Source organism: Modestobacter sp. L9-4 (genome assembly GCF_019112525.1).
In the GTDB taxonomy this organism is placed as follows: Bacteria; Actinomycetota; Actinomycetes; order Mycobacteriales; family Geodermatophilaceae; genus Modestobacter.
In genome coordinates this window covers 563335-583857 of sequence record NZ_CP077800.1, presented here as the reverse complement: position 1 = coordinate 583857, position 20523 = coordinate 563335, and the positions used below count along the sequence as shown (strand labels likewise).

17 protein-coding genes are annotated in these 20523 nt (G+C 73.4%); 12 read left to right on the top strand and 5 right to left on the bottom strand.

Going from position 1 to position 20523, the window contains the following annotated elements; genetic code table 11:
• The first annotated feature begins 93 nt into the window (after positions 1-93).
• The 4 genes from KUM42_RS02775 (at position 94) to KUM42_RS02760 (ending at position 3835) form a co-directional block, all read left to right on the top strand.
• A complete protein-coding gene (locus KUM42_RS02775) occupies positions 94-429 on the top strand; it encodes a hypothetical protein (RefSeq protein WP_237494800.1) in 336 nt (111 codons plus the stop codon).
• Positions 430-684: 255 nt separating this feature from the next.
• Positions 685-1767: a TerC family protein gene (locus KUM42_RS02770; protein ID WP_237494799.1), complete on the top strand. Its 1083-nt coding sequence runs from the start codon at positions 685-687 to the stop codon at positions 1765-1767.
• Positions 1768-1911: 144 nt separating this feature from the next.
• A complete protein-coding gene (locus KUM42_RS02765; RefSeq protein ID WP_237494798.1) occupies positions 1912-3003 on the top strand; it encodes a TerC family protein in 1092 nt (363 codons plus the stop codon).
• A 55-nt stretch (positions 3004-3058) separates the two neighbouring features.
• Complete coding sequence (locus KUM42_RS02760; protein ID WP_237494797.1) at positions 3059-3835, top strand: MIP/aquaporin family protein; 777 nt, start codon at positions 3059-3061, stop codon at positions 3833-3835.
• A gap of 15 nt (positions 3836-3850) precedes the next feature.
• Here KUM42_RS02760 and KUM42_RS02755 read toward each other — a convergent pair whose 3' ends face one another.
• A complete protein-coding gene (locus KUM42_RS02755; RefSeq protein WP_237494796.1) occupies positions 3851-5095 on the bottom strand; it encodes an amidohydrolase family protein in 1245 nt (414 codons plus the stop codon).
• 76 nt (positions 5096-5171) lie between these two features.
• Between KUM42_RS02755 and KUM42_RS02750 the strand changes: the two genes are divergently transcribed.
• The 3 genes from KUM42_RS02750 to KUM42_RS02740 are packed head-to-tail and all read left to right on the top strand — an operon-like array spanning position 5172 to position 8564.
• A complete protein-coding gene (locus KUM42_RS02750; protein ID WP_237494795.1) occupies positions 5172-7238 on the top strand; it encodes a S9 family peptidase in 2067 nt (688 codons plus the stop codon).
• Entirely contained in the window at positions 7235-8221 is a 987-nt protein-coding gene (locus KUM42_RS02745) for a DUF2891 family protein (RefSeq protein WP_237494794.1), read from the top strand. Before KUM42_RS02750 ends, KUM42_RS02745 begins: the two co-directional genes overlap by 4 nt.
• A 49-nt stretch (positions 8222-8270) precedes the next feature.
• Positions 8271-8564 (top strand): hypothetical protein, encoded by a 294-nt coding sequence (locus tag KUM42_RS02740; protein ID WP_237494793.1) that lies wholly within the window; start codon positions 8271-8273, stop codon positions 8562-8564.
• Between the two features lie 48 nt (positions 8565-8612).
• Here the strand turns inward: KUM42_RS02740 and KUM42_RS02735 are convergent, their stop codons facing one another.
• The 3 genes from KUM42_RS02735 to KUM42_RS02725 all read right to left on the bottom strand — a co-directional run bounded on the left by KUM42_RS02735 (position 8613) and on the right by KUM42_RS02725 (position 10216).
• Complete coding sequence (locus KUM42_RS02735; protein ID WP_237494792.1) at positions 8613-9038, bottom strand: hypothetical protein; 426 nt, start codon at positions 9036-9038, stop codon at positions 8613-8615.
• An 8-nt stretch (positions 9039-9046) separates the two neighbouring features.
• Entirely contained in the window at positions 9047-9295 is a 249-nt protein-coding gene (locus KUM42_RS02730; RefSeq protein ID WP_237494791.1) for a hypothetical protein, read from the bottom strand.
• 153 nt (positions 9296-9448) lie between these two features.
• The gene (locus KUM42_RS02725; protein WP_237494790.1) at positions 9449-10216 is read right to left on the bottom strand and encodes a glucose 1-dehydrogenase; all 768 of its coding nucleotides are present in this window, start codon (positions 10214-10216) and stop codon (positions 9449-9451) included.
• Between the two features lie 155 nt (positions 10217-10371).
• Here KUM42_RS02725 and KUM42_RS02720 point away from each other — a divergent pair, with 155 nt between their 5' ends.
• Entirely contained in the window at positions 10372-12156 is a 1785-nt protein-coding gene (locus tag KUM42_RS02720) for a glycoside hydrolase family 15 protein (RefSeq protein ID WP_237494789.1), read from the top strand.
• A gap of 3 nt (positions 12157-12159) precedes the next feature.
• Here KUM42_RS02720 and KUM42_RS02715 read toward each other — a convergent pair whose 3' ends face one another.
• Positions 12160-12825, bottom strand: coding sequence for an MBL fold metallo-hydrolase (locus tag KUM42_RS02715; protein WP_237494788.1), 666 nt, complete (start codon positions 12823-12825; stop codon positions 12160-12162).
• Between the two features lie 487 nt (positions 12826-13312).
• On the opposite strand from KUM42_RS02715, the gene uvrA reads away from it, so the two are divergent.
• The 4 genes from uvrA to yvcK all read left to right on the top strand — a co-directional run bounded on the left by uvrA (position 13313) and on the right by yvcK (position 20520).
• Positions 13313-16240 (top strand): excinuclease ABC subunit UvrA, encoded by a 2928-nt coding sequence (gene uvrA, locus KUM42_RS02710; protein ID WP_237494787.1) that lies wholly within the window; start codon positions 13313-13315, stop codon positions 16238-16240.
• 220 nt (positions 16241-16460) lie between these two features.
• Entirely contained in the window at positions 16461-18560 is a 2100-nt protein-coding gene (gene uvrC, locus KUM42_RS02705) for an excinuclease ABC subunit UvrC (protein WP_237494786.1), read from the top strand.
• Positions 18557-19495, top strand: coding sequence for an RNase adapter RapZ (gene rapZ / locus KUM42_RS02700; protein ID WP_237494785.1), 939 nt, complete (start codon positions 18557-18559; stop codon positions 19493-19495). Before uvrC ends, rapZ begins: the two co-directional genes overlap by 4 nt.
• Positions 19492-20520, top strand: a complete 1029-nt coding sequence (gene yvcK / locus KUM42_RS02695; protein WP_304610737.1) for a uridine diphosphate-N-acetylglucosamine-binding protein YvcK — start codon at positions 19492-19494, stop codon at positions 20518-20520. Before rapZ ends, yvcK begins: the two co-directional genes overlap by 4 nt.
• The last annotated feature ends 3 nt before the right edge of the window (positions 20521-20523 follow it).

Genomic DNA, 20523 nt, shown 5'->3' with positions numbered 1-20523 from the left:
CACGGATGGTGGGGCGTCGCCGGGTGCTGCCGTGCAGCCGGCAACCGGTTCCGCGCCCTCGACCGACACCGGGGCTTCGGCGATCCTGAGCGCATGACCACCGTCGAGGAGCCCGGCTGGTACGGGGTGCGCTGCGTGATCGACCTCGGGGGTGTGGAGGAGGGACGGCTGTACGAGGAGCGCGTGACCATGTGGCGTGCGGATTCCTTCGAAGCCGCCATCGCCCTCGCCCTGGAGGAGGCGGCGGAGTACGCCGCCCTGTTCCCACCCGCCCGCTCGACCGACCTTGCTCAGGCCTACACGCTGTCGGACGTCCCGGGCCACGGAGCCGAGGTGTTCTCGTTGATCAGGGTGGACCCCAGGGACACCGACCCGTACCTGGACGCCTACTTCGACACCGGTCGGGAGCGTCAGGGGACATCGGGCTGACGTCCGTCGACGAGTGGGCCCAGATTCCGCCGACCGGCCGGGAACTCTCCGGACGTCCCGCCCGTTGGGCGCTGTGAACCGGCTGGGTACGGCGTCGATGACCTGCGCCCGGGTGGTTCGTGGAGGGGAGTATCCCTACGCGGCAACGTCGTCAACACGAGGTCCGATGACCTCCGGCGCTGCTGGTCGACCGAGGACGGTCGGCGGGAGAGACCTCCGGTACTGACACACGCTTGTCTACCGGAGGTACACCGTATGGACGTCCCCTTCTGGGTCTGGGCGATCACGATCGCCGGCATCGTCGGGATGCTGGTGTTCGACTTCGTCGGCCACGTGCGCACCCCGCACGCCCCCACGCTCCGCGAGTCGGCCATCTGGTCGGCGGTCTACGTCGGCATCGCCGTCCTGTTCGGCCTCGGCGTGCTCGTCTTCGCCGGGGGCCAGTACGGCGGTGAGTACTTCGCCGGCTACATCACCGAGAAGAGCCTGTCGGTCGACAACCTCTTCGTCTTCGTGCTGATCATGGCCAGCTTCGGCGTCCCGCGGATCGCCCAGCAGAAGGTGCTGCTCTTCGGCATCACCTTCGCGCTGGTCCTGCGCACGATCTTCATCCTCGTGGGCGCCGCGGCCATCGAGAACTTCAGCTGGGTCTTCTACCTGTTCGGCGCGATCCTCATCTACACCGCCTGGGTGCAGGCCCGCAGTGGCGGCCACTCCGAGGAGCAGGAGGAGTTCAAGGAGAACGGCGTCATCCGGCTGGTCCGCAAGCTGGTGCCCACCACCGAGGAGCACCACGAGGACCGGATGACGGTCAAGCTGCAGGGCAAGCGGTACATCACCCCGCTGGCCATCGCGCTGATCGCCATCGGCACCGCCGACGTCATCTTCGCCGTCGACTCCATCCCGGCGATCTTCGGCCTGACCCAGGAGACCTACCTGGTCTTCGCCGCCAACGCCTTCTCCCTGCTGGGCCTGCGGCAGCTGTTCTTCCTCATCGACGGCCTGCTCGACCGGCTGGTCTACCTGGCCTACGGCCTGGCCGTGATCCTGGGCTTCATCGGCGCCAAGCTCGTCATCCACGCCCTGCACACCAACGAGCTGTCCTGGATCAACGGCGGTGAGCACGTCACCGCGGTCCCGGAGATCCCGACCTGGCTGTCGCTGGCGGTCATCCTGGTGACCCTGCTGGTCACCACGGTCACCAGCCTCCGGCACGACAAGAAGGTGCGTGCCGCCAAGGCCGCGCGCACCGCTGCTGCCGGGCAGCACCCGGTGTCCGACGCGACGCCGGAGCCGGTCGAGTCCGGCCGACCGGCGGCGCCCCTCCCGAGGGACTGACCGCACAGCCCGCCCACACGGCGGGCACAGCACCACCCCGGGCCGGGGACGACCGACGTCGTCCCCGGCCCGTCGTGCAACCGCCACCGGGACTGCGACTCGTTGGCCTCTGCACCCGCGGTGCGCCCCGTACAGTCGCCTCCCGTGGAGCTCCCCGTCTGGTTCGAGATCGCGACGTTCGTAGGGCTGACCGTCCTGCTGCTGGCCGACCTCGCCCTCGTCGTCCGTCGCCCGCACGAGCCCTCCGCGAAGGAGGCGACCGGCTGGGTCGTCTTCTACGTGACGCTGGCACTGCTGTTCGGGCTGATCGTGCTCGCCGTCACGAACGGCACGTTCGCGACCGAGTTCTACGCGGGCTGGCTGACCGAGTACTCGCTCTCGGTCGACAACCTCTTCGTCTTCGTGATCATCATGGCCCGCTTCCAGGTGCCCAGGAAGCTGCAGCAAGAGGTCCTGATGGTCGGGATCATCATCGCGCTGGTGCTGCGCGGCCTGTTCATCCTGGCCGGCGCCGCGGTGATCGAGCGCTTCATCTGGGTGTTCTTCCTCTTCGGCGCCTTCCTCGTCTACACCGCGATCAACCTGGTCCGGAACCGCGACGAGGACGAGGACTACGAGGAGAACGGCTTCATCCGGCGCATCCGCAAGGTGCTGCCGATGACCTCCGGTTTCCGCGAGAACAAGATCCGGGTCAGCGAGAACGGCAAGAAGCTCTGGACGCCGATGATCGTGGTGTTCCTGGCGCTCGGCACCACCGACCTGCTCTTCGCCCTGGACAGCATCCCGGCCATCTTCGGCCTCACCCGCGAGCCGTTCATCGTGTTCACCGCGAACATCTTCGCGCTGATGGGCCTGCGCCAGCTGTACTTCCTGCTCGGTGGCCTGCTCAAGCGGCTGGTCTACCTGTCCCTCGGCCTGGCGGTCATCCTCGCCTTCATCGGCGTCAAGCTGATCCTCGAGGCGCTGCACGAGAACCAGTACCCCTTCGCCGGCCACCGCGAGCCGCTGGAGAGCGTGCCCACGATCCCGACCTGGTTGTCACTCACCGTGATCCTCGGGGTGCTCGTCGTCGCCACGGTGGCCAGCCTGCTCAAGACCCGCGGGGAGACCGCCGACGCCGACGAGACCCCGGCCGGCGCACCCGAGGTCGACACCGACAGCACCGGCCGCACCGCGCCGAACAGCGGCCCGGCCCCGGTCTCGCCGCGCGAGCCGCTGGGTGATCACCGAGACTGACGCGGCCCGCCGACATGGCGGGTCCTCCCGTCACTGAAGGTGAGCACAGCGAGTCATGGCCGGCCTGTATGGCAGCAGCACCACCCAGAACATCCCCAGGGTCGCCCTCGCCGAGCTGATCGGCACCTACTTCCTGGTGCTGGCCGGCACCTCGGTCGCGGTCACCGCGGTCCTGGGCCGGCCGGTCGCCGGCGGGCCGGCGGACACGCTGACCGTCGCCCTGGCCTTCGGCCTGGCCCTGGTGGCCCTGGTCAACGCGCTGGGGCACGTCTCCGGCGCGCACTTCAACCCCGCGGTCACCCTCGGACTCGCCGTCACCGGCAAGTTCCCGTGGTCCTACGTCCCGGCCTACCTCGTGGCGCAGGTCGTCGGTGCTGTCCTGGCCAGCCTCACCGTGTGGGCGACGTTCGGGGACGCGGCGCGGGACGAGGCGTCCCTCGCGGCCACCCTGCCGGCGGCCGACACCAGCCAGGTCACCGTTCTCGCCATCGAGGCGATCGTCACGTTCTTCCTCGTGCTGACCATCGTCTCGGTGGCCACCGATCCGCGGGTGCAGCAGTCGGTGGCCGGGCTGTCGGTGGGCTTCACCCTGGCCGTCTGCGTCCTCGTCGCCGGTCCGCTGTCCGGCGGCGCGGTGAACCCGGCCCGGGCGCTCGGCCCGATGCTCGTCTCCGGCCAGTTCGACGGCGTCTGGGCCTACGTGCTCGGGCCGCTCGTCGGTGGCATCGCCGCGGCCTTCTTCTACGCGCGCTTTCTGGCCAAGGGCGAGGAGCCCAGCCAGGCGGAGGACCCCGAGGGCGGCAGCGGCACCGGCGTCGTCAGCGGGGACTGAGCCCCGGTGCGACCGTCAGCGCGGGGGCACGACCCCGCGCTCGACGGTCGCACCGCCGACGGCCACCAGCTCGCCGTCCCGCCAGACCTCCCGCACCCGCCCGGCCAGACCCGACAGGTCGGTGGCGTCGCCGTCCAGGACGACGACGTCGGCGCGCTTGCCGGGCTCCAGGCTGCCCAGCTCGCCGGCCACGCCCAGCAGCTCGGCCGCCGACAGCGTGGTGGCGTGCCAGGCCTGCTCCGGGGTGAACCCGCAGTCGGCCATCAGGCCCAGCTCGACCAGGTTGTCCCCGTGCGGCCCGACCCCGCTGTCGGTGCCCATGGCCACCTTCACGCCGGCCGCGATGGCCCGGGTCACCGACTCGTCGTGCACCGCCTGCACGGCGCGGGCCTTGTCCACCACCGCGGTCGGCAGCTGGGCGCCGCCGGCCACCGCGGCGAGCACCGCGCGCGGGGCGGCCAGCGTGGGCACCAGCCAGGTGCCGTGGGCCAGCATCAGGTCGATGGCCTCGTCGTCGAGGTAGATGCCGTGCTCGATGGAGCGGATGCCGGCCCGCACGGCGGACTTGATGCCCTCGGCGCCCTGCGCGTGCGCCATGACGGCGACGTGCGCGGCGTTCGCCTCCTCGACCAGCACGTCCAGCTCCTCCGGGCGGAAGTGCGGGTGCCGCGGGTCGTCCCGGGCGGAGAGCACGCCGCCGCTGGTGGCCACCTTGATCACGTCGGCGCCGGCCCGCAGCAGCTCGCGGACGGTGCGGCGCATCTCGTCGGGCCCGTCGACGATCGTGCGCGGCCGCCCCGGGTGCGGGCCCATCAGCGGCAGCTCGGCGCCGCAGACGTGCCAGCCGTCGCCGTGCCCGCCGGTCTGGGACAGCATGCTGATCGCGATCTGCATCCGCGGGCCGCTGATCAGGCCCCTGCGCACGGCCTCCGCGACGCCCAGGTCGGCACCGCCGGCGTCGCGCACCGAGGTGATGCCCAGCGCGAGGGTGCGGCGCAGGTTGTGCAGCGCCTCGTAGAAGCCGTAGCTGAACGGCGTCTGCAGCGTCCGCATCAGGTCGACGCCGCTCATCATCACGTGCACGTGGCAGTCGAACAGGCCCGGCAGCACGGTCGCCCCGGTGCAGTCGACGACCTCGTCGCCGTCCAGGCCGACGCCCACCTCCACGATCCGGCCGTCCTGCACGGCGACGTCCGCGGGGGCCGCCGGGGCGCCCGTGCCGTCGAGGACCTGGCCACCGGAGAACACGCGTCGGGTCATGCCGGGAGCCTAGGACGTCACCCGTCAGCGTCACTCGGGCTCGGGACGCCCGCTGCAGCTGGGTTAGCGTGCCGTCATGCGGCCCACCGACCTGTCCCTGCTGCGCACCCCCGGCGTCGCGGCGGTGTCCCCGGACGGGACGACGGCCGTCGTCGCCGTCAGCCGGCTGGACCTGGAGGCCGACGAGTACCGCAGCCAGCTCTGGACCGTGCCCACCGACGGCTCCGCACCGGCCCGGCCGCTCACCCACGGCCACCGCGACTCCGCCCCGGCCTTCTCACCCGACGGACGCTGGCTGGCCTACCTGTCGGCCGGCCCCGAGGGCCCGGCGCAGCTGCACGTGCTGGCCACCGGCGGGGGAGCGGCCCGGTCCCTGACCGACCACCACCTGGGTGCGGGCGTGCCGGTGTGGTCGCCGGACTCCCGCCGGATCGCCTATGTGGCCCGGGTCCCGGAGGCCGGCCGCTACGGCACCGACCCCGGTGTGGCCCCGGCCGCGGAGGCGCCGCGGCTGATCACCACGCTCAAGTACCGCGCCGACGGGGTGGGCTTCACCACCGACCGGCGTCCGCACGTGTTCGTCGTCGACCTGCCGGCCGACACCGCCGAGGACGCCGTCGAGCGGCCCGTGCCGTTCCAGGTGACCGACGGCGAGTTCGACGACTCCGACGTCACCTGGCGCCCGGACGGCAGCGAGCTGGCGTTCGTCTCCGCCCGGCACGAGGGCGCGGACTCCGACCGCGTCAGCGACGTGTACGCCGTCCGGCCCGACGGCACGGGGCTGCGCCGGGTCACCGACTCCCGCGCGGCGGTGTCCCACCCGGCGTACGACCCCACCGGCCGCACGATCTACGCGACGGCTGTCCCCGACCTCGGGCCGCTGGGCCGGGACTTCGTCGGCCGCAACTCGACGCTGGTGCGGGTGGACGCCGCCGGTGGCCCGGTCGTGCCGCTGCTGGACCCGGAGCAGCACGACCGCGGCGACGAGACCCCGGCGACCGTGGTGGCCGACGGGGCGGTGTTCTTCGGTGTCCAGCGGCGCGGCGCGGTCGAGCTGCTGCGCGTGCCGCTGGACGGCGGCCCGGCGGAGCCGCTGGTCGACGGCCCGTACACGGTGCGCGGCATCGGGGTGGGCGGCGGCGTCGTCGTCGCCACCGTGGCCCACGACCGCTCGGCCGGCGAGCTCATCGCCATCACCCCGGGCCGGCGCCGGCTGATCACCGGCTTCGGTGCGCCGCTGCAGGCCACCGGCCGGCTGCACCGGCTGCGGGAGACCACGGCGACCGCGCCCGACGGGTACCCGGTGCACGGCTGGGTCACCACCCCGCCCGGTCCCGGCCCACACCCGGTGCTGCTCACCGTGCACGGCGGCCCGTTCGCCCAGTACGGCTGGACGCTGTTCGACGAGACGCAGGCCTACGTCGAGGCCGGGTACGCGGTGGTCAAGTGCAACCCGCGCGGCTCCTCGGGCTACGGCCAGGCGCACGGCCGGGTGATCAAGGAGCACATGGGCGAGCTGGACGCCGACGACGTGCTCGCCTTCCTGGACGCCGCCCTGCAGGACCCGGCGCTGGACGCCTCGCGGGTGGGCATCATGGGCGGCTCCTACGGCGGCTTCATGACCACGCTGCTGCTGGGCCGGACCGACCGCTTCGTCGCCGGCATCAGCGAGCGCGGGTTCAACGACCCGGTGAGCTTCGTCGGCTCCTCCGACATCGGGTTCTTCTTCCCCGACGAGTACGTGGGCACCGACCCCGAGCGGGTCGCGGCCCAGTCGCCGATGGCCGGCGCCCACCGGATCACGACCCCGACGCTGGTCATCCACTCCGAGGAGGACTGGCGCTGCCCGCTGGAGCAGGGGACCCGGCTCTTCGTGGAGCTCAAGCGGCGCGGGGTGCCCACCGAGCTGCTGCTGTTCCCGGGGGAGGGGCACGAGCTGTCCCGCTCGGGGACGCCGGGGCACCGCCGGGCGCGGCTGGAGCACGTGCTGCGCTGGTGGGGCCGCTGGCTGCCGACGACACAGAACACCTCCGCGGTGGCCGAGCTGCCGGCCGGGCGGTCGTCGTCCGTCCCGTCCGGGTCGTCGGCCGGGTCGTCACCGGCGGCCGAGCCGCTCACCGTCCAGGCGACCCGGCTGCCGTGACGACGCCCGAGCTGCTCGCCGCGGCGCCGGAGCTGGCGGCCACCGCGCTGCGGACGGTGCGGGAGGAGTTCCCCAACGCGCTGCGCGTCGACTACGCCCGTCCCGGCGACGCGCCGCACCGGCCGCGTGACCGGCACCCGGCGTTCTACGGCAGCTACGACTGGCACTCCGCCGTGGAGATGCACTGGGTGCTGGCGCGGCTGCTGCGGGTCGCCCCGGCGCAGGTCCCCGCTGCGGACATCCGTGCCCTGTTCGACGAGCACTGGACGCCGGCGGCGATCGCGGCCGAGGTCGCCTTCGCCGCGTCGTCACCGGGCTGGGAGCGGCCCTACGGCTGGGCCTGGGCGCTGACGCTGCACGAGGAGCTCGCCTCCTGGGCCGCCGAGGGCGACGAGGACGCGCGACGCTGGAGCGCGGTGCTGCAGCCGCTGGCCGACCACCTCCTCACCGCCTACGCCCGCTGGCTGCCGGCCGTGACCTTCCCGGTGCGGTACGGGCTGCACCCCAACGGTGCCTTCGGGCTGCTGATGGCGCTGCCGGCCGCCCGCCGGGCCGGCGTCGACGGGCTGTTCACCGACGCCGCCCGCCGGTGGTTCGGCCCCGACACCGGGGCCCCGCTGCGCTGGGAGCCCTCGGGGTCGGACTTCCTGTCCCCGGCGCTGGTCGAGGCCGTGCTGATGACGGCGGTGCTCCCGGACGCCGGCCCGTGGCTGGCGGGCTTCCTGCCGGACGGCGTGGCGCTGACCCCGGTGGTGGTGGGCGACGCCTCCGACGGGCAGACCGCGCACCTGCACGGGCTGAACCTGAGCCGGGCATGGTGCCTGCGGCGGCTGGCCGACGCGCTGCCGCAGCACCGGGAGCCGCTGCTGGCCTCCGCCGCCGAGCACGCCGCGGCCGCGCTGCCGCACGTCAGTGGCAGCGACTACATGGTGGAGCACTGGCTGGCCGCCTACGCCCTGCTGTACCTCGACGCGGCGTACTGACCCGGGGCCGCGGTCGTCGGATCACCGGCCGAGGCCCTAACGTGCAGGCATGGCGCTCATCTACCCGATCCGGTCCGACGCTCCCGAGCCCGATGAGGACTCGGAGCCGGTGTTCGAGGAGCTCGCCGCCGACCTGTCCGACACCTGGCTGGTGCAGATCGAGGCCGATGACGACGACGACGGCGTGTCGTTCGGCCCCATGGCGGCCCCTGCGGCCTTCGAGCTCGCGCTGGAACTCGACGACCGGCGTCCGGACTGGACGATCTCGGTCCTGCCGCTGCACGTCCCCGGGACGGCGGACGAGCTCATCGCCCTGTTCGACGACGAGGACGAGCTGGACTGACCTGCCTCCGGTCCGGCCGCCGGGAGGTCCGGCGGCCGGACCGGCCGGTCAGCGTCCGCGGCGCCGGAGCACCACGGCGCCGAGCAGCACGAGCACCGCTGCGGCCACTGCCTCGACCTCGCGCGCCCGGGCACTGGCCCGCAGGACGCCGAGCGCGTCGGGACGGGCCAGCCGGGTGCCCAGCAGTGCCCCGCACAGCGCGGAGTCGACCCCGGCACCGATCGTGACGACGTGCTGGGCGGGGGAGCGCAGCCGGGCGGTGAGCCCGACGTCGGCGAGCGCCCCGGCCAGGGAGCCGACGTCCGCCCGGCCCGGGCGGGTGCCGGTCCGGGCGGTGGCCGCGGCGCGGAGGCCCAGCACGAAGCCGCGGACGTCGTCGGCGACGACGTCCACGTCACCGCCCCGTGCGGTGATCCGCACCGGTGCGCCGTCGACCTCGAGCGTCAGGTCGCCCGTCAGGTCGAGGCGGCCCACCTCCGGGATCATCCCCGGGAGGCGTTCTCGGCGGTGGTGATGCGCAGCGTGCCGTTGAGCCGCCAGGTGGCGCGGGGGGCGTCGGCACCGGTCTCGCGGGGCACCTCGACCGTCATGTCGACGAACTCGTAGTTGATGGCGGCACCCTTGCCGGTGAGGTAGGACCACATCTCCTTGCCGAGGTCGGCGAAGCTGGTGCTGCCCTGCGTCTTGATGTCCCGCTGGCCGGTGGCTGCATCGGTGTTCGACATGCTCATGGGTGTCTCCTCAGCTCGGACGGAGGCGCGGGGGTGGCCCGGCACCTGGACCCCGCGGCTCCCGCCGCGGCATCGATCGCGCACTACCCGGTTGACTGTTCGCGAACCGCCCGGCGTCCGCCCGCCCCCGGTCCGGCCGGGACCGGCCGCCGCTCAGAGCCCGACGCTGCCCTGCATGATCCCGCCGTCGACGAACACGGTGGTCGCGGTCATGTACGAGGCCCTCCCCGAGGCGAGGAAGACGACCAGGTCGGCGATCTCCGCCGGGTCGGCCATCCGGCCGAGCGGGATCGCCGCGTCCAGCGTCCGCAGCGCCGCCGGGTCCTGCTCGGTCGAGGTGTTGATCGGGGTCCGCACGGCGCCCGGGGCGATGTTCACCACCCGGATGCCGTGCTCGCCCAGCTCGACCCCGGCGGTCCGGGTCAGCATCCGCAGCCCGCCCTTGCTCACGCAGTAGGCGACGTTGCCGGGCATCGGCCAGTCCTCGTGCACCGAGGAGATGTTCAGCACCAGCCCCGGGGTGCCCTGGGCGATGAACTGCTTGGCGGCGAACTGGGTGCCGAAGAAGGCGCTGGTGAGGTTGATGTCCATGACCCTGCGGAAGTCGTCCTCCGAGGTGTCCAGGATCGACGTCCGGGTCTCGATGCCGGCGTTGTTGACCAGCACGTCCAGCCGGCCGAAGGAGTCCACCGCGGTCTGCACCATGCGGTGCAGGTCGGCGGGCCGGCTCACGTCCGCCTCGACGCCCACGGCCCGCCCGCCGGCCGCCTCGACCTCGGCGATGATCGTCTCGGTCGCGTCCCCGTGGGACACGTAGTCGATGACGATGCTGGCGCCCTCGGCGGCGGCGGCGCGCACGATCGCCGCGCCGATCCCGCTGTTGCCCCCGGTCACGATCAGTGTCTTGCCCTCCAGCAGCACAACGGTCTCCTCGTCCTCGCGAGCGGTGGGCGCAGCTGCGCCTGCCCGCCGCGCTACCCGGGGCCGGGACCGGCACGCCCGCTCCCAGGGGACCCGCAGGAGACCTCCAGCCGGCCCGGCGTTTCCGTCGGGTGCCGGGCGCCGACGAGAGGTGCATGCCCCGGATCGAGGACCACGCCCTGCTGGGTGACCTGCACACCGCCGCCCTGGTGACCACCGAGGGGTCGATCGACTGGCTCTGCCTCCCGCGCTTCGACTCCCCGGCGTGCTTCGCGGCACTGCTGGACACCCCCGACGCCGGGCGGTGGCTGCTCGCACCCGCCGCGGGTGGGGTGTGCAGCGCCCGGCGCCACCGCGGCGACACCCTGGTGCTGGAGACCGAGTGGGACACCCCGGAGGGCCGCGTGCGGGTCGTCGACCTCATGCCGCCCCGCAGCGGTGACCCCACCGTCGTCCGGATCGTGGAGGGGCTGTCCGGTGCGGTGCCGATGCGCGGGGAGCTGCGGATCCGCTTCGACTACGGCCGGGTCGTGCCGTGGGTCCGCCGTCACGACGGCCGGGTGCAGGCCCTGGCCGGTCCCGACGCGCTGTGGCTGGACACCCCCGCCCCGGTCGAGGAACAGGACCGGTCGACGGTCTCGGAGTTCACCGTGCGCGCCGGTGACCGGGTCCCCTTCGTGCTCACCTGGGCCCCGGGTCACCGCCCGGCCCCCGCACCCGTGGACGCCGAGGAGGAGCTGGCCCGGACGGTCGCCTTCTGGGAGCGCTGGGTGGGGGCCGGTGAACGCGTGGGCGGGCGCCACGCCGCGGCGGTCACCCGGTCGCTGGTCACGCTCAAGGCGCTGACCTACGCCCCGACCGGTGGCATCGTGGCCGCCGCGACGACGTCACTGCCCGAGCAGCCGGGCGGTCCGCGGAACTGGGACTACCGGTTCAGCTGGCTGCGCGACTCGACGTACACGCTGCAGGCGCTGCTGGTCGCCGGCCACACCGAGGAGGCCCGGCAGTGGCGGGACTGGCTGCTGCGCGCGGTGGCGGGGGACCCCGCGGACCTGCAGATCATGTACGCCGTGGACGGCACCCGCCGGCTGCCGGAGCTCGAGCTGCCGTGGCTGCGCGGGTACGAGGGCTCCCGACCGGTGCGCACCGGCAACGCGGCCGCCGGTCAGCTCCAGCTCGACGTCTGGGGTGAGGTGCTCGACGGGCTGCACCTGGCGCGGGAGGCCGGCCTGGGCACGACCGACGCCGCGTGGGAGCTGCAGACCGCGCTGATGGAGCACCTGGAGGACCACTGGCAGGAGCCGGACGACGGCCTGTGGGAGATGCGCGGCGACCGGCGCCACTTCGTGCACAGCAAGGTCATGTGCTGGGTGGCCGCCGACCGGATGGTCCGCGGCGTGCGCGACCACGGCCTGCCCGGGCCGGCCGACCGCTGGGCGCAGCTGCGGGACACGATCAGGGCCGAGGTGCTCGACCAGGGGGTCGTCGACGGCCACTTCGTCCAGTCCTACGGCTCCACCGAGCTGGACGCCGCCCTGCTGCTCGTCCCGCGCGTGGGCTTCCTGCCCGGCGACGACCCGCGCGTCGTGGCCACCGTCGACGCCGTCCAGCGCGAGCTCACCCGCGACGGCCTGGTGCTGCGCTACCGCACCACCGCGGCCGGCGACGGGCTGCCGGGTGACGAGGGCGTCTTCCTGGCCTGCTCGTTCTGGCTGGTCGACGCCCTGCACGGCGCCGGACGGCGGGCGGAGGCCGCGGCGCTGTTCGAGCGGCTGCTGGACTGCCGCAACGACGTCGGCCTGCTGTCGGAGGAGTGGGACCCCGGGACCGGGCGGCAGCTGGGCAACACCCCGCAGGCCTTCAGCCACTTCGGACTGGTGGTCAGCGCGGCCCAGCTGCACGCCGGACGGACGCGGCGCAGCGACGAGCTGCCCGGCTGACCCTCACCACCCGCGGGCGCGCCACTCCGCCAGGTGCGGCCGCTCGGCGCCGAGCGTGGTGTCCGCCCCGTGCCCCGGGTGCACCCACGTGTCGTCGGGCAGGACGTCGAACAGCCGCTGCTCCACGTCGTCGATCAGGCTGGTGAACCGCGCGCTGTCGCCCTGGGTGTTGCCCACCCCGCCCGGGAAGAGGCTGTCGCCGGTGAACACGAGCGTGTCCGCGCCGTCGGCGCCCCGCCAGACCAGGGCGATGCTGCCCGGGGTGTGCCCGCGCAGGTGCACCACCTCGAGCACCTGGTCACCGACCTCGACGGTGTCGCCGTGCTCGACCGGCCGCGTCACCGGCACCGGCAGGTCGCCGGCGTCCGCGGGGTGGGCGACGGTCTGCGCGCCGGTCGCCCGGACGACGTCGGCGAGGGCCCGGTGGTGGTCCCAGTGCCCGTGGGTGGTGACCACGGTGCGCACGTCGGCGTCCCCGATGAGCGCCAGGAGCGCCGCCGGGTCGGCCGCGGCGTCGACGAGCAGCGACTCCCCGGTGGCCGTGCTGGTCAGCAGGTAGACGTCGTTCGCCATCTCGCTGACGGCCAGCTTGGTCACGGTCAGCCCGGGCAGCTCACGCCGCTGCGGCGGGCCACCGACCTCGACGTCCCCGGTGTACTGCTGGCTCATCCTGCTCCGATCGAGAACTGTCGGCGGTCCCGGCTAGGTTGCCCATCATGGACTCCGGGGCAGGTGCGGGTGCAGCCGCCGGCCCTGCCCGGCGCCGTCCTCCGGTGACCCGTGCCGGCGCCCGCGGGTGGTCTGCACCCGCCGGTGGCGCCCGCCGGCCCGGGGTCGTGCCCGGCCCGCCGCCGGGTCCTCCCGGCCGGGTCGCCCGGTCCCCGGACGCGTCTACCCTGGCTGGGCGGAGAGCCGGCACGGCTGCTGCCCCGGCGGCGGCCCGCTCCCGTACCCGACGTGCGAGCGGGGTCCGGCCGAGCGGTCCGGCCGACCGGGCCGGCGGGGGAGACCCAGCCGACACCGACCGCCGGGAAGGCCGGCTCCCAGGGGCCCGTTCCCCTGGGTGACGGACCACCCGCGCACCGCCACCACGCACCACCGGCCACCGCCCCGAGCGGGCGGGCCGCACCGGACCACTGCGACCGACAGGGATCACATGGACAGGCTCGTCGTCCGCGGCGCCCGTGAGCACAACCTCAAGGACGTCCACCTCGACCTGCCCCGCGACGCGATGATCGTGTTCACGGGGCTCTCCGGATCAGGCAAGTCGAGCCTCGCGTTCGACACGATCTTCGCCGAGGGCCAGCGCCGCTACGTCGAGTCGCTGTCGGCCTACGCCCGCCAGTTCCTCGGCCAGATGGACAAGCCCGACGTCGACTTCATCGAGGGGCTGTCGCCGGCCGTCTCGATCGACCAGAAGTCGACCAACCGCAACCCGCGGTCGACCGTCGGCACCATCACCGAGGTCTACGACTACCTCCGCCTGCTCTACGCCCGCGCCGGGCAGCCGCACTGCCCCAACTGCGGCAAGCCGATCTCCCGCCAGACGCCCCAGCAGATCGTCGACCAGGTCCTGGCCATGACCGAGGGCACCCGCTTCCAGGTGCTGGCCCCGGTCGTGCGCGCCCGCAAGGGCGAGTACGTCGACCTGTTCAGCTCGCTGCAGACCCAGGGCTTCTCCCGCGTCCGCGTCGACGGCACGATCCACCCGCTGACCGAGCCGCCGAAGCTCAAGAAGCAGGAGAAGCACACGATCGAGGTGATCGTCGACCGGCTCACGGTCAAGGAGAGCGCCAAGCGGCGGCTCACCGACTCCGTCGAGACCGCACTCGGCCTCGCCGGCGGGCTGGTCGTGCTCGACTTCGTCGACCTGCCCGAGGGCGACCCGGAGCGGGAGCGCACCTTCTCCGAGCACCTGGCCTGCATCGACGACGGCCTGTCCTTCGAGGCGCTCGAGCCGCGCTCCTTCTCCTTCAACTCGCCCTTCGGCGCGTGCCCGGAGTGCACCGGCATCGGCACCCGCAAGGAGGTCGACCCCGAGCTCGTCGTCCCGGACCCGGGGAAGAGCCTGGGTGAGGGCGCGATCGCGCCGTGGGCCGGCTCGATGAGCAACGAGTACTTCCAGCGGCTGCTCGGCGGGCTCGCCGACATGAACGGCTTCTCGATGAACACCCCGTGGGAGGAGCTCCCCGCGAAGGTGCAGAAGTCGGTGCTGCACGGGTCCCCCGACCAGGTGCACGTGAAGTACAAGAACCGCTACGGCCGCGAGCGCAGCTACTACGCCGCCTTCGAGGGCGTGCTGCCCTTCCTCGAGCGCCGCCACGAGGACACCGACAGCGAGTTCATGAAGGACAAGTACGAGGGCTACATGCGCGACGTGCCCTGCCCGGTCTGTCACGGCACCCGGCTCAAGCCGGAGATCCTGGCCGTCAAGATGATGGGCCGCTCCATCGCCGAGGTCACCGGGCTGTCGATCGGGGAGGCCTCCGAGTGGCTCAACGCCCTCGAGCTCGGTGAGCGCGAGCGGGCGATCGCCGTCCAGGTGCTCCGGGAGATCCAGGCCCGGCTGTCCTTCCTCGTCTCCGTCGGGCTGGACTACCTGTCCCTGGACCGCCCGGCCGCCACGCTGGCCGGTGGGGAGGCGCAGCGCATCCGGCTGGCCACCCAGATCGGCTCCGGGCTGGTCGGCGTCCTCTACGTGCTCGACGAGCCGTCGATCGGGCTGCACCAGCGCGACAACGTCCGGCTGATCGAGACGCTGGTCCGGCTGCGCGACATGGGCAACACGCTCATCGTCGTGGAGCACGACGAGGACACCATCAAGCAGGCCGACTGGATCGTCGACATCGGTCCGGGCGCCGGCGAGCACGGTGGCGAGGTCGTGGTCAGCGGCAGCTACGCGGACCTGCTCGCCAGCGAGCGGTCGATCACCGGCCAGTACCTGTCCGGTCGCCGGGAGATCACCATCCCCAAGATCCGCCGCGAGCGGACGCCGGGCCGCGAGCTGGTGGTCAAGGGCGCGCGGGAGAACACCCTGCGCGGCATCGACGTGGCGTTCCCGCTGGGCATGCTGGTCGCGGTCACCGGGGTCTCCGGGTCGGGCAAGTCCAGCCTGGTCAACGACATCCTCTACACGACCCTGGCCAACGAGCTGAACCGCGCGCGGATGGTCCCGGGCCGGCACCGCACGATCACCGGGCTGGACCAGCTGGACAAGGTCGTCGGTGTCGACCAGTCGCCGATCGGGCGCACGCCGCGCTCCAACCCGGCCACCTACACCGGGGTCTGGGACCACGTCCGCAAGCTGTTCGCCAGCACGTCGGAGGCCAAGGTCCGCGGCTACCAGCCGGGCCGGTTCTCCTTCAACGTCAAGGGCGGCCGGTGCGAGGCGTGCTCCGGCGACGGCACGCTGAAGATCGAGATGAACTTCCTGCCCGACGTCTACGTCCCCTGCGAGGTGTGCAAGGGCGCCCGGTTCAACCGGGAGACCCTCGAGGTGCACTACAAGGGCAAGACGGTCGCCGAGGTGCTCAACATGCCGATCGAGGAGGCCGCGGACTTCTTCGCCGCGATCCCCGCCATCGCCCGGTACATGCGCACCCTCACCGACGTCGGCCTGGGCTACGTCCGGCTCGGCCAGCCGGCCACCACCCTCTCCGGTGGTGAGGCGCAGCGGGTCAAGCTGGCCAGCGAGCTGCAGAAGCGGTCCAACGGCCGCACGATCTACGTGCTCGACGAGCCGACCACCGGCCTGCACTTCGAGGACATCAACAAGCTGCTGCAGGTCGTCCAGGGTCTGGTCGACAAGGGCAACTCGGTCGTCGTCATCGAGCACAACCTCGACGTGATCAAGAGCGCCGACTGGGTCATCGACATGGGCCCCGAGGGCGGTTTCCGTGGCGGCCAGGTGGTCGCCGAGGGGACGCCGGAGTTCGTCGCCACCGTGCCGGAGAGCCACACCGGCCGGTTCCTGGCCGAGATCCTGGACGCCGACGCGGTCGCCGCGGCGGCCGAGGGGCCGAAGAAGCGGGCCCGGAAGAAGCCGCAGCTGGCCACCGTGTCGGCCGGGGACAAGGCCAGCTGACCGGTCCGACCCCGTCCTGACGGCCCGTCGGCCGCGCCCGTGAGGGTGCGGCCGACGGGCCGTCGTCCGTCCTCGGGGCAGGGTCCCGGTCGTCGTCGACACCCGTGCCCGGGCGGCGCCCGCCGGAGTCGTGCAGGTCAGCGGCCCGCCCGGCGGGGGAGCGGCGGGCAGGTGGCGGCCGGCCCGCCGGACTGTCGGTGGACCGACCTAATCTGGACCCATGGCCGATCCGTCCTCGTACCGCCCAGCGGTCGGCAGCATCCCCGAGAGCCCGGGGGTCTACAAGTTCCGCGACCCGGCCGGCCGGGTCATCTACGTCGGCAAGGCCAAGAGCCTCCGGCAGCGGCTCAACAGCTACTTCGCCGACGTGTACGGCCTGCACCCGCGCACCCGGCAGATGGTCACCACCGCGGCCAGCGTCGAGTGGACCGTCGTCGGCACCGAGGTCGAGGCGCTCCAGCTCGAGTACAACTGGATCAAGGAGTTCGACCCGCGGTTCAACGTCCGGTACCGCGACGACAAGAGCTACCCCAGCCTCGCCGTGACGCTGAACGAGGAGTTCCCGCGGCTGCAGGTGATGCGCGGGCCCAAGCGCAAGGGCGTCCGCTACTTCGGCCCCTACGCCCACGCCTGGGCGATCCGGGAGACCCTCGACACCCTGACCCGGGTCTTCCCCGCCCGCACCTGCTCCAACGGCGTGTTCAAGCGGGCCGCCCAGATCGGCCGGCCGTGCCTGCTGGGCTACATCGGCAAGTGCGCGGCCCCCTGCGTCGGCCGGGTCAGCGCCGAGGAGCACCGCGAGATCGTCGACGACTTCTGCGACTTCATGGGCGGCCGCACCGAGCAGATGACGCGCAGGCTTGAGCGTCAGATGGCCGAGGCCGCCGAGGCGATGGAGTACGAGAAGGCCGCCCGGCTGCGCGACGACCTGGGTGCGCTGCGCCGGGCGATGGAGAAGCAGGCCGTCGTCCTCGGTGACGGCACCGACGCCGACGTGGTCGCCTTCGCCCAGGACGAGCTGGAGGCCGCCGTCCAGGTCTTCCACGTCCGCGGCGGCCGGGTCCGCGGCCAGCGCGGCTGGATCATCGACAAGGTCGAGGACGTCACCACCGGCCAGCTCGTCGAGCAGTTCCTGCTGCAGGTCTACGGCGGGGTCGACGAGCAGACCGGCACCGGCGAGGTCGGCGAGGCCGTGCCCCGTGAGGTGCTGGTCCCCGAGCTCCCCGACGACGCCGACGTCTACACCGAGCTGCTCAGCGAGCTGCGCGGTTCCCAGGTGTCGCTGCGGGTGCCCCAGCGCGGCGACAAGCGCAGCCTGATGGAGACCGTCGAGCGCAACGCCAAGGAGTCCTTCGCCCGGCACCGGGTGAAGCGGGCCAGCGACCTCACCGCGCGCTCGCTGGCGCTGTCGGAGATCCAGGAGGCGCTCGACCTGCCCGACGCCCCGCTGCGGATCGAGTGCATCGACATCTCGCACGTCCAGGGCACCAACGTGGTGGCCAGCATGGTCGTGTTCGAGGACGGCATGGCCAAGAAGTCCGACTACCGCCGGTTCGCCGTGGCGGCCGGCACCGACGACACCGCGGCGATGGCCGAGGTCGTCCGCCGCCGGTTCGCCCGGCACCTCAAGGACGAGGCCGACCGGCGCGACGAGCAGGGCGTCGCCGCCGAGGAGGGCCGGCCGCGCCGGTTCGCCTACCCGCCCAACCTGCTCGTCGTCGACGGCGGCCAGCCGCAGGTCGCTGCGGCCAGCCGGTCGCTGGCCGAGCTGGGCGTCGTCGACATCGCCGTCTGCGGGCTGGCCAAGCGCATGGAGGAGGTGTGGCTGCCCGACGACCCCGACCCGGTCATCCTGCCGCGCACCTCCGAGGCGCTCTACCTGCTGCAGCGCGTCCGCGACGAGGCGCACCGGTTCGCGATCACCTACCACCGGCAGAAGCGATCCAGCACCATGTTGGTCTCGCTCCTGGACGACGTCCCGGGGCTCGGCGAGACCCGTCGGAAGGCCCTGATGAAGCAGTTCGGATCGCTCAAGCGGCTGCGTGCCGCGACCGTCGAGGAGCTGACGGCGGTGCCCGGCATCGGCCGGCGCACGGCCGAGGCGGTGCTCGCGGCCGTGGCCGAGCCCGTCGAGCCGGGTTCGGCGGCCGACCGCGCCCCCGACGTGGTGGCCGAGGACGCCGTCGAGCTGGAGGAGGCGCCGGTCGGCGCCGCCGCACTGCCGGTGCACGCCGCCGCGGCGCCGCCGGTGCACGGTGCGGCCGCCGGCGACACCGCCGAGATCGGCCGGGTCCACCCGGTGGCGGGGAGCAGCTCGTGACCGCCGCGCCGGAGCCCGGTCCGGCCGGGGTGCCCGAGGACGTCCCGCCGCCGGACGACGCGGCGGTCGCCGAGCCGGCGCCGCTGGACGTCGTCGTGGTCACCGGCCTGTCCGGTGCGGGCAAGAACACCGCCGGCCGGGTGCTCGAGGACCTCGGCTTCTTCGTCGTCGACAACCTCCCGCCGGCGCTGCTGCAGCCGATGGTGGAGCTGGGCGCCCGCGGTGACGTGCGCCGGTTCGCCGCCGTCGTCGACGTCCGCAGCCGGGCGTTCTCCAGCGACCTGCAGGAGTCGATCCGCCAGCTCGCCGAGGCCGGGCACCGTCCGCGGGTGGTCTACGTGCACGCCCGCAACGAGGTGCTCATCCGGCGCTACGAGTCCAACCGGCGCGAGCACCCGCTGCAGGGCAGCGGCCGGCTGGTCGACGGCATCGACGCCGAGCGGGAGCTGCTCACCGGCATCGCCGGCGAGGCGGACCTGTGGGTCGACACCAGCGACCTCAACGTCCACCAGCTGCGGGCCACGCTGGAGTCCTCGTTCGTCGCCCACGGCGCCGCCCCCGAGGTGACGGCGACGGTGCTGAGCTTCGGCTTCAAGTACGGCCTGCCGCTGGACGCCGACCTGGTCGTCGACGCCCGCTTCCTGCCCAACCCGCACTGGATCCCCGAGCTGCGCCCGATGACCGGCCGGGACGCGGAGGTGCGCGACTACGTGCTGGGCCAGGACCACGCCGGGGAGTTCCTCGACGAGTACATGAAGGTGCTCGCCCTGCTGCTGCCCGGCTACCGGCGGGAGGGCAAGCGCTATCTCACCCTGGCCGTGGGCTGCACCGGCGGGAAGCACCGCAGCGTGGCGATCGCCGAGGAGTTCGCCCGCCGGCTCTCCACCGAGGGCGTGGCCGCCACGGCCCGGCACCGCGACCTGGGGCGCGAGTGAGCGACGCCGCTGGGCCGGTGCGGATCACCACGCCGCCCCCGGTGCCGGCCACCCGGCCCGCCCGCGCGCCCGGTCCCGGCGACGGACCGCGGGTCGTGGCGCTGGGCGGCGGGCACGGGCTCGCCGCCGCGCTGGCCGCCTGGCGGCTGCTCACCGGCAACCTGACGGCGGTCGTGACCGTCGCCGACGACGGCGGCAGCTCGGGGCGGATCCGGCGCGAGCTGCCCGTCCTGCCCCCCGGCGACCTGCGGATGGCGCTGGCCGCGCTGGCCGGCGACGAGCCGCGGACCCAGGAGATGGCTGCGCTGCTGCAGCACCGGATCGGCGGCGAGGGCGCGCTGGCCGGGCACCCCGTCGGCAACCTGATGCTCACCGGCTGGACCGAGCTCCACCACGGCGACACCGTGCGGGCCCTGCGCGCGCTGGAGGAGCTGCTGGGCTCCGTGGGCCGGGTGCTGCCGATGGCCGACGTCCCGCTGGACCTGGTGGCGACCGTGGCCAGCGTCGACCCCGACGACCCGCGGGAGACCCGGCGGATCCGCGGCCAGGTCGCGATCGCCTCCACGCCCGGCCGGGTGCGCGACATCCGCGTCTCCCCGGCCGACCCACCGGTGCACCCCGACGTGCTGTCCGCCATCGCCGGGGCCGACGTCGTCACCCTCGGCCCGGGCTCCTGGTACACCTCCGTGCTGCCGCACCTGCTGGTGCCCCGGCTGCGTGCGGCGCTGGCCGCGACACCAGCCCGGGTGGTCGTCGTGCTCAACCTCGAACCCCAGCCCGGGGAGACCGACGGGTTCTCCCCGGAGGAGCACCTGGGGGTCCTGCTCGCACACCTGGAAGGCGTGTCGTTGCACACTGTCATCGCGGATGCTGCTGCGGTTGTTGACCGGCGTGGTCTGCTGTCTGCTGTGCAGGGGTGCGGAGCGGAGCTGGTCCTGGCTCCGGTCGCTGCGCCCGACGACGCAGCACGGCACGATCCTCCTCGGCTCGCCGCCGCACTGGCCTCCGTGGTCGGTGCCCGGTGACCG